The sequence below is a fragment of the Candidatus Neomarinimicrobiota bacterium genome (genome assembly GCA_021734025.1).
In the GTDB taxonomy this organism is placed as follows: Bacteria; Fidelibacterota; JAANXI01; order JAANXI01; family JAANXI01; genus JAANXI01.
Window position 1 is genome coordinate 65,795 of sequence record JAIPJS010000018.1, and the last position, 10,131, is coordinate 75,925.

The 10,131-nt window shown below is 55.8% G+C and carries 4 protein-coding genes; all 4 read right to left on the reverse strand.

Annotated elements, in window-relative coordinates:
* Positions 1-7: 7 nt before the first annotated feature.
* Positions 8-4,615 carry a DUF4157 domain-containing protein gene (locus K9N57_14985; GenBank protein MCF7805487.1) on the reverse strand — a complete coding sequence of 1,536 codons (4,608 nt, stop codon included), beginning with the start codon at positions 4,613-4,615 and terminating at the stop codon, positions 8-10.
* 36 nt (positions 4,616-4,651) lie between these two features.
* Positions 4,652-6,004: an ATP-binding protein gene (locus K9N57_14990; protein MCF7805488.1), complete on the reverse strand. Its 1,353-nt coding sequence runs from the start codon at positions 6,002-6,004 to the stop codon at positions 4,652-4,654.
* Positions 5,998-7,785: a hypothetical protein gene (locus K9N57_14995; GenBank protein ID MCF7805489.1), complete on the reverse strand. Its 1,788-nt coding sequence runs from the start codon at positions 7,783-7,785 to the stop codon at positions 5,998-6,000. Before K9N57_14995 ends, K9N57_14990 begins: the two co-directional genes overlap by 7 nt.
* A gap of 63 nt (positions 7,786-7,848) precedes the next feature.
* A partial coding sequence (locus K9N57_15000) for a hypothetical protein (GenBank protein MCF7805490.1) occupies positions 7,849-10,131 on the reverse strand: 2,283 nt, incomplete at its 5' end.

Genomic DNA, 10,131 nt, shown 5'->3' on the forward strand with positions numbered 1-10,131 from the left:
TCGTCACCTACTTCAGCCGGTCCAGGTTCTGGGCTTTAATGCGGCTCTCCCCGGTATCGATTTTGGACCGGACATCCTTCTTCAGCTGATCTTTATCCTCTTTGTCCATTTCGGTCCGGTCGATATCAGCGAAGTTCTTGTCCCGGCTTATGACACTTTTCATCGCACTGACATCTTTGTTAATTTCAGCCTGAACAGCCCCGATAACTGCTGTCCTTCTCTCATCAGGCTCATCCGCCGATATGGGTTCCCTGACGGAACGGATGTTCTGTTTCGCACTGGAGAGAGTACCTTTCCCCTTATTGCCGTAGGTTCGCCCGGCTTTGTGACGGAGCTCGTGCAAATTAATGGCATATCCGCCATCCACATGGCTGCCCTTCACCACATTCTGGACCCCTTTGCCTTTGAATTCCGGGAGGGTAGCTACGTACTTGAGTAGTGATGCCTGTGGCTGGTGGTCGGGGGTCAGTTTATCGTACTTGGCCCGGGGCATGGTACCATAGGTTCCCACCCAGCCTTCCAGTTTGTACTTTTCCTTGGTTTTCAACGGATTGTCGTACACCAGGATGTCCCGGAGAATGGCAGCCAGTTCCACTTCCAGATTCATCACCTGCTGCTGCAGACCCGTTGTGTCCTTCTCTGCCTTCTGCGCCTGCTGTAACTTCGGCAGCAACTCGTTGATTTGTTTTACTTTCCCTTCAGCTTTGGGGATCTTTTTCTTTTTATCTTCGGAGAGGTCATCCCGTTTTTTCAGGTTGGCAATAAAACTCTCGATCATCTTGGTTTCACTGGAAATCATCAGTTTGGGCGTGGTGCCCTCCTTGATGAAGATCTTGTGGGTCTGCTCGCCACCCTTGAACGTCTTCGAGGGGAAGAGCAGTTTCTTGACTCCCTGGACACCCTTCTGGACAGCTGACTTGCCCATCCGCAGCAGGGCCTTCCCCTTCTTCACCAGCCAGCCGATCACCTTGTCCAGCGCCTTATCAATGGGACGCCGGATCTTGGTGATGATGTTTTTCACGGCTTTGCTCACACCACCCAACCCCAGCAGCGACGCCAGGAACGATATGATCACCGGTACACTGCGTGCCAGCGCCCCCTCCACGGCGTTGGCTGCCCGCCCCAGTTTGCCGAGCGTCAGCTCCCGCACCGAATTGAATATCGACTTGGCAAAGCTGACAATCTGGTCCCAGCGATTGACGAAAAACATCACCACGTCGTACAGGAGTTTGACGGCCCGGACGATGGCGGACGCGGGGTTCAGCAGGCTGAACAGCCACATGACGCCTTGCTTTACCACCTGCGTTATCACCCAGTTGCGGATCCCGGACATGACTTTTTCTTTGATATCTCCAAGGAAGGACTTCACCCGGTCCCAGAGCGCCACCGGACCGTGCTTGATAAAGTCCTGCACGAAATCCACGGTCTTTTCGATGGTGGAGACTATCTGCTCGCCCTTGGGCCCCAGTTTCTTCACAATCTTCGCCCGGATATTCTGGTAGGTGAGTCCCAGAATCTGCATTACCAGGTGGAAGATCCCCTTCAAATCCCAGGTCTCCGGCAGGGTGATTCCGGCTTCGGAGAGCGTACCGGTCAGCCAGCCGATGAGTCCGGAGAGGAGATGCTTCTTGATGTTATCCAGGAACTGTTGCAGTCCCTTCTTCACCCCGTTCACCACGTTCATGAAAAACGCCACCGGATCTTTGAAGATGGTAGCCAGTGTATCACCGGCTTTGTTGATAAAGTCCAGAATCGGCTGCGGATCGATCCCAGCTACTTCGCATACCGCCATGAAGGCGATTTTCGCCGCTTCGGCAAAGTCACCGGTCACCACGGCACCAACGATCTGCACCGCGGCTTTCAACGCAGTCTGGAACTTGCTGAGAATTGAGTCAATGGCGCTACTGAGCTTATCCGCCAGCGCCTTCACACCCTCGCTTAACCGGTTAGCAACGGCGTTGACCGCAGCCTTGGCGCGGTTGACGGCATTATCGATCGCCCGGTTGATGCGGTCGGCGAGTGCCGGGAAGACACTACCGATATACTGGCTGACCTTTTCCTTCAGCCAGGAAGCGAACTGGTCCAACTTCTCGGTGATCCACTTCCGGCCGGCCTCGATGACGGCGAGGGCTGCATCTTTGGCAGCCTCGATAATGGTTTTTACCGCTTTCCGGACGGCATCGAATATGGCATCAATGGCACTGGTGATTGCTTTCACCGCACTCTTCACCGCGCTGACCGCCCGGTCCCACCAGCTCTGCTCTTCCTTCTTCTCCTTCAGTTCTTTCTTCTTCGCACGGGCCTTCTTCTCGGCATCTTTTTTCTTCTTGTCAGCTTCCTTCTCCGCATCGGAAAGCTTCTTGGCCGCCTTGCCCTCGTCCTCTTCAATGCGCTTATCGATGGCTTTTTTGGCTTCGGTCTCTTTGGTCGTCGCCTCCTGATCGAACTCCTTCATCTTCCGGTCGGCTTCCTCAAGTCCTTCCCGCTGTTTGTCCTCCACCTCCTTGCGCGAGGCCTGCACCTCCCTGTTCTGATCCTCCCGCGCCTTCTTGTTGAGGGCCGCAGTCTCCTGCTTCGCTTTGGAAATTTCCTTTTCCTTGTCCTCATCCCGTTTCTGCGCAGCCTCCGCCACTTCTTTCTTTGGCCCTTCCAGACTTTGATGCAGCTTCGGAGCCATTTTTTTGTCCGCCGCCTGGCGCACCGATGATGGCAGGTCATCCCGTCCCGCATAGTGGGATACGTTTTCGTCGGATGACGTCTCAATGGAAACTTTCTTCTCTGTGGGAATGCTGAGCTTTTTCTCCTCATCAACTTTCACCGGCTGGATCTTCTCTTTCCCCTTGTTTTGCCGAATAGCTTTCGCCGTTTTCGCCTGCTGCTTTCCGACTTTGCCGGCCCCTTCCGCTTTTTGCCGATCCGCACGCTGTGGGTTGGCTTTTCCGGACGTATCAATGGCAGGCCGCTTCCCGGCGTCGCTCTTCACCCCGGGATCCGAGGTTCTGACCCGGCTCAGAAATCCGTTGAAATTCGTCCTGAGCCAGGAAAGGAATCCGGTGTCCGCCTGGCGTTCCGCCTCCTCAACCTGCTGGTCATTCCGGGGAGGTTCCCCTGCATTTTCATGTTCTTCCGGGGTCTCCGGTGTGGGTTCCGGTTCGGTGGTCCCCTCGGAGATCTCCGCCGATTCCCGCTCCGGCTGCTCTCCCTCCGGAGTTTCGACTTCCTCCACCCCCTCGGTGCTGGCCTTCAGCGGCGGCGTCTCTTTCGCCGCTTTCTCCTGCTCCTGGGATATCTTCTTATCCAGGTCCTCTCCCAGAGATGGCAGTGTCCGGGCCATTTTGGTGGCACTAGCTTCGGCAAACGACTTCACCGTCTCTTCCGAAGAGGACTGTTCCGGGGCGACCTGTTCTTCCGGAGATTCTCCGGGAGGGGCGCTTCCCGGTTCTGTATCTCCAGCACCTGTTCCTGCCGGAGCCGCTCCCATGGATGGCGCGGTTTCGCGCTCAGCATCCGCAGGTCCTTCTTCCTGCTCAGTCCGGCGCTCGGTCGTTTCTACGCCCTCCTCTTCGGACACAGGCATCTCCGCTTGTTCTGATACACCCTCTCCTCCGCTAGCTACCGGTGTCGTCGGAGACGTCTGCGCTGTGGGGGTTTCAGTACCCTCCACCTGAGAAGTTCCGGTACGTGATTCCGGCGATTCTTCCCTCCCGGTATCATCCGCACGGGTAGACTCAGTAGTCGCCGTCTGCGTCGCAGATGAGCCGGGCGTCTCTGCAGATCGGGTTCCGGCCGATCCCTGCTGGATGACATGGGTGAGTTCATGCGCCAGCAGTCGCCGGCCTCCGGAGGTTTCCGGATTGAATTTGCCCTCGTTAAAGTAGATATTCCGTCCTCTGGTGAACGCCTGCGCCCGTAGATCGCGGGTCATTTGGGTTGCGTCCGGACCGGTATGGACGCGCACACCGCTGAAATCCGCGCTGAACCGGTCCTCCATAAATGTACGGGTTGAGTCAGGCAGCGGCTGCCCGCCCTCACGGGTGGCTTCCAGCCGGTCACGCATTTCCGGAGGTGCGGTTCGGGCGCTATCTGTATCCATCGATTGCGCCTGGAGCTCTTCTTCCTCCTCTTGAGCCTGCGTCTGCACCGGTTCTTCTTCCTCTTCCGCAGGCTGGGCTTGAATCTCCTCCTCTTCTTCCATGGATTGGGTCTGGAGTTCCTCCTCTTCCTCAGCCTGCATTTGCACCGGCTCTTCCTCTTCTTCCTCTTCCTCCTCAGGTTCAGCCTGTGTCTGGATGGGTTCTTCCTCTTCTTCCGCAGACTGGCGCTGAAATTGTGGACTGGCCTGGAGCTCTTCCCGTTCTTCCGGCTGGCTCGCTCGCTGCAGCGCCGGCTCCGGCATGGCCATCACCCGGCTTGCCATACTGTCGGCTTCCTGTTCATACGAATCACCGGGCTTGCTCACCGTCAGTTTTGCCTGAACCGGCCTGCTCCCCGACTCCACCAACCGGGACAGGGTGTCCCCGCTTTTGCCCGGGAACGCCGCACCCGAACCGGACTGATGCATCCGGCTGGCATTTGTCGAACTGGAAGAACTTTCTTTTGCGGATTTGGTATGCATAACAATCTGTCTGTTTAAATTATGGAAAGTGCCTCATTATGCCGTCTTGCCCTCTTTCACCAGCTCTTTGCGGATCCCCTCCTCGATATCTCCCCTGGTGATGGTGCGTTCATCCCGGCGCAAGGTCATCAGGGTAGCGTACCGGATGACATTCATAATCGAACCGCCGGAGAGTTCGTATTCATTGGCAATATCCTGCAGGTTGACGTCCCCGGTCAGCGAGGTCTTCCCGGAAAAACTCTGTTCCCAGATCTGCAGCCGTTCCCGGGGTTTGGGCATGGGGAAATGGATGATGGACTGGAAACGGCGGGTAAAGGCGTCATCCAGGTTTGAGCGCAAATTCGTGGCGAGAATGACCACCCCGCTGTAATCTTCCACCCGCTGCAGGAGGTAGGATACTTCCTGGTTGGCGTACCGGTCGTGAGCGTCACTGATTTTCGTCCGCTTCCCGAACAGGGCGTCCGCCTCGTCGAAGAAGAGAATCCACTCCTTGTGCTCCGCCTGCTGAAAGATCTTCTCCAGGTTTTTCTCCGTCTCGCCGATGTACTTGGAGACCACCATCGACAGGTCGATATGGTAGACATCCAGGCCGCTTATCTTGCCTAACAGGCTGGCGGTCAACGTCTTTCCGGTTCCCGGTGGACCGTAGAACAGGGACCGGTATCCCGGTTTCAACTTCCGGATCAGACCCAGCTCGTGGAGCAATTCATCCCCGTGCTCGATCCAGGCTTTGATCTCCATAACCTGGGCCATGGTGTGGGAATCCAGCACAAGGTCATCCCACTCCATGGCCGTCTCCAGTTTTTTCGCCGGAAAATCCAGCCCGAATTTGGGGTGGTAGGTGTTCCCGGTCAGCACCAGCTCCAGGATATCTCTGGAAACCTGCAGAAATCCCGAAAGCGGCGGTTCGTTCTCGCCGGTCTGTTTAAGGGAGATGAGATTATGACTGTGAAAGTAATGGCTCGAATCAAACAGGTAGGTGAACATGAGGCGACGTTTCAGATTATCCCCGGCCAGAAGAAAGAGCGCGGTCTCCGCCGTGGGAAGAAATCCCTGGAACGCATGGCCGTTCCGCCCGCCGAATTCGGTAAAATCCCGGGAGTTGGCCGAATTTTTGGTGAAGAACACATCCAGCAACTGGGGCTTGATATGCGGCACCAGCGCCAGAATAAACACCAGCCGCTCCTGGAAGGTCATTTCGTAATGGTTGATCACCTGGGCGTACGGGGTCTCATCTGTTTCAATAACCGGGGGTTCGGCGCTGAATACATCATCATACTCACAATCGTGATCGAAATAGAGCCGGATCCGGGTATCCAGCACCCGATAAAACCAGTCCAGCTCCGTCTCCAGGATCTCGCAATTCTGTTCAAATGTATCTGTTACCATTCGACCTCTATTCGTTTTGTCATCCATGGTAGTTTCACTATTGAAATCGACCAGGGGAGCTTCTCCAGCAGAATATCGAATCCGGTCCGTTCCACCTGGAGGTTGGTCTTCTCCTCGCCGATCTCCAGGAGCCCCTCGCGCCGGAGAAAGGTGGAGCGCAAACCATCCGGCGAGGTATTTTTCAGCGTACTCCAGTTAGTGATGACCGCTTTGAGCAACGTCTCGGATTCGGACTCCATGCGGTCGGTAAGCTTCAGACCCCGGGGCAGAGGTCCTTCGTTCCGCCAGTTACAGAGCTCCTTGCTCAGCGTCAATTCATGCTCCGGTATATCAGTCTCCCCGGTGGCGAGGTAGTGGATTAACAGGACGGCAGTGGCGTGCGCCTCCTCAGATTGAAAACCGTCATCCTGATACAATTCCAGCGCTCCGAAAAATGATTCAAGATACGGCCAGAGCAGGATGACTCCGGCATTGCTGGCCACCACCTTTTGCTCCTCTCCCTGAAGATCTCTGTCCTCGACATCCGGTACGTCCGCCTGATCTGATAGGAATGAAGACAGCATATCGCTTTCCTGTCCTCCGCTCACCCGGGTCGATGCCAGTGAGTGAACGAGCAAGTCATAGGGAACGTTTTCCTTCTTTGCCAGAGAGGTCAGAACGGCCTGAATGTACGAATGCGAAATCTCGTCCTCAGATTTGAGTGCCTGCAGCTCCTCCCGGAACGACTTCCAGAGAAAAGCATCCAGTTTCCCGGCCGGAAGCGTAAGCAGGGTATCAGCCTGACAGAGCTGTGAGAGGTGAGCAATGAGTGTTCCCACCTGGTTCTTCTGTGCCCGAGTTATCTCCTGCATTAACCGGGATTTTGCGTCGGTGTCCTCAATATCTCGTGAGTTCCTGATGCGGGATAATTCAGCCGCGAGATATCCTCGGACATCTTTATCGATTTCCCGATCACTCACCGGTGAGGCATCCGGCGGACTGGCGACAGACTGAATCATTGCTTCGTAGTCTACCCCCTCCTCTCTGGCCAGCGCATTCAGTCCGGTGGCGATGAGTTGCCGTTTATCCCCCGAACCGGCAGAGGAAATCAACCGGGGCAACCACGCATTCCAGATAGTCCGGCGGGTTTCTTCCTCTTCGCTGTCAATCAGATCGGACTGCTGCGCAATTTGACTGAGAGAGCGCACCATATCTTCAATGGGTTCGCCGGTAAAAAGACCTGTCATGGCGAACAGAACACCGTCACGGAGCTGGGAGATCCCCCGGGCGCGTTTCTCGGCTGTGTCAAATATGCCGCTCAAGGCTGAACGCCACTCCGCCGGATCACTTTTCATCCGGGCGGTGAGTTGTTCTTCCATCTCCGGCAGCGAGTTGGCGGTTCCCCACCACGGCAGTTCCCCGTGCGCCAGAAAATAGTCGAGCAGACGCAGGAGATACTGGTCATCCGTGAGAGAGCTTTGACGTCTTTCATCTTCCGGAGCGCTCAGCCCGCTTTTCCGGTCCAGTTGATCCCGGACCGCCCGCCGCAGGTTATTCTTCATCTCCGGCGAGAGATCCCCGGTCAGATCGGACGGCTTCAAGGCAGGGAGATCCAGTTCCAGGCGATCGAAAATCACATGCTGCCCCGGGGGACTGAGTTCTGACCAGAGCTCATCCAGGTAGGGATGGACCTGCTCCCGGAGGAACGTACTGGCCTCCTGCTGTAATGAATAGGCGGTATGCGGATTGGTAATCCGCAATTCCACCACCTGCCTGTGGATAGTATGTGAGTCCGTTGACATGGTGTATCTGCCGGTTAATTCCTGTAGTGACACTCTCCCCGGGAAGGCCCGTTATTCAACCGGTTAACCCAGGACATCAATCACAACCCGTTCGCTGTATTGCTCCTCGCAGTTGGGGCCGGCCACTGTAAGAGTCACCTTAAAAATATTCTGCTCCCCGATCTTGTAGGTATGCATTGGAGCCTGTTCCTCAGAGGGTGCCGTTTGATCGCCAAAATCCCAGCGATAGAACTCCGCATCTTTCATCACCGGGGTGAACTGTACCTGGGCCATGTCGGCGCTCCACTCCACGACTTCATACTCAAACCTGGCATCACACCGGGTTACCAGAATTGTTTGCGACTGCGTATCGCTGCAGGACCCCTTTTTCACCTGGAGGGAGATTTTCACCTGGTCCACCTCCGTGATGTTAAATGTATGCTGGGGATTCGGCTCTTCCACCGGATCCGATCCGTCACCGAAATCCCACAGATAGCTGTCCGCATCTTCCATGTCCGGGGTAAACTGCACCATCATCTCCTGGTCGCTCCGTTCCAGGATGGTGTATTGAAAACCCGCGGTGCAGGAATCAAACTGCAGGGTCTCCTCGTGGATATCCTCGCAGGTCTCCTTCTGAATTTGCAGGGTGACTATGAACGTCTGGGTTTCAGTCAGATCATAGACATGGCTGGGTGCCACTGCCGACGACTTGGCGCTGCCGGCGCCGAAATCCCACACGTAGGACTGCGCATTCCCCATAAGCGGCTGGAACTGGACCTCCACCGACTGCGGACCCCGTTCGGTTACCTCGTAGGCAAAATCCGCATCGCACGATTCGAAGGTGACGGTTGTCTCCTGGTTATCCGAACACTGGCCACTGGTTACCGCAAGCGAGACATTAAATGAGGTGCTATTGGCCGTATCAAAGGTGTAGACAGGGCTGGCTTCCTCCGAGGTATCTCCGGTATCGAAATCCCAGAGATAGCTGTCCGCGTCTGCCATTTCCGGAGTGAGCTGTACCTGGACAGAGGTCCCTTCCTGCTGCAGAATTTCATAGCTGAAGGCGGCCGAGCAGGTTTCGAGGGTAACTGTCTCAGAGGAGGTGGCGGAACAGACCCCTTTCGTCACACTCAACGATACGGTGAAGGACTCCTGGCCATTAATCGGGAATGTATGGGTGGGGTTAATCTCCTCGCTCCCGTCACTGCCTTCGCCGAAATCCCACTGGTAGTGATCTGCTTCCGCATCTTCGGGAGTAAACCGCACCTGAGCAGAGTCAGGACCGTGTTCCAGAATCTCGAACGAGAATCCGGCGTTGCAGGGCTCAAACTCCAGGGTCGTTTGTGTCTGATCCTGGCAGATACCGCGGGTCACCTGCAGGGAGACGTCGAAAGTCAATCCCCCGTCAGCCAGTGAGTACGTATGCACCGGCTGTTGCTCAAACCGGTCATCCCCTTCGCTGCCATCACCGAAATCCCAGCGATAAGTCTCCGCGTTCTCCATGGCCGGCTGGAAGGCGACCTGTGCGGTGTCCGGCGTCAGCTCGGTTATCGTGTATTCGAACTCCGAATCACAGGGAGCGAAAGTAATGGTCTGCTCTTCGTCGTCCTCGCAGATACCCTTTTTCACCCGGAGTGTTGCAGTGTACTCCGTTTGCTCAGCCAGGTCGAAGATATGCTCCGGATTTGACTCTGCAGAGCCGTCAGATCCGTCCGAGAAATCCCAGGCGTACTCATCCGCATTTTCCATGGCGCTGGTGAATTGCACCCTCGCCCCATCAGCATTCTGCTCCAGGATCTCGTAGGTGAATTCCGCGCTGCATATATCGAACTCGATGGTCGTCTCGACAGTGTCCTCACAGACATCTTCCTGTACCGTCATCGATACCCGGAACACCGATCCCTCCGACAAATCATAGGTATGTTTCGGGTTCTGCACCTCCGACGATTCTCCATCACCGAAATCCCAGCGATAACTATCAGCGTCTTCCGGCTGGGCGGTAAAGTCCACCACGGCCGTTTCACTATCCATATCCAGGTTCTGGATTTTATAGTCCAGATCTGCCGTGAGATCGATGATCGTGACTTCCAGGCGATACTCCTCTTCATCCAGGGAGTAGGTAAAGCCCACTTTTTCTCCCTGGATTTCGTCACTATCCGGCGAAAAATAATATTCGCCGGTTGCCTCATCATAGGAAACTCCCGGTCCGGCAACAGTTCCCCCGGGCGGACTCAGGATAAAGCGGTAATCTGTTTCATCGCCGCTGCAGAACCGCTCCTTCGGCAGTTTGAAGACCACCGGATTCGTTTCGCACAATGCAACCGGCGGGCAATCGGAGCAGCAGACGTACGGCAGCATAAAATCGGC

What these genes read in the sequence shown, in the direction of transcription:
- K9N57_14985 (MCF7805487.1), bottom strand. Translation starts at nt 4,615, where the DNA reads ATGCATACCAAATCCGCAAAAGAAAGTTCTTCCAGTTCGACAAATGCC.
- K9N57_14995 (MCF7805489.1), bottom strand. Translation starts at nt 7,785, where the DNA reads ATGTCAACGGACTCACATACTATCCACAGGCAGGTGGTGGAATTGCGG.
- K9N57_14990 (MCF7805488.1), bottom strand. Translation starts at nt 6,004, where the DNA reads ATGGTAACAGATACATTTGAACAGAATTGCGAGATCCTGGAGACGGAG.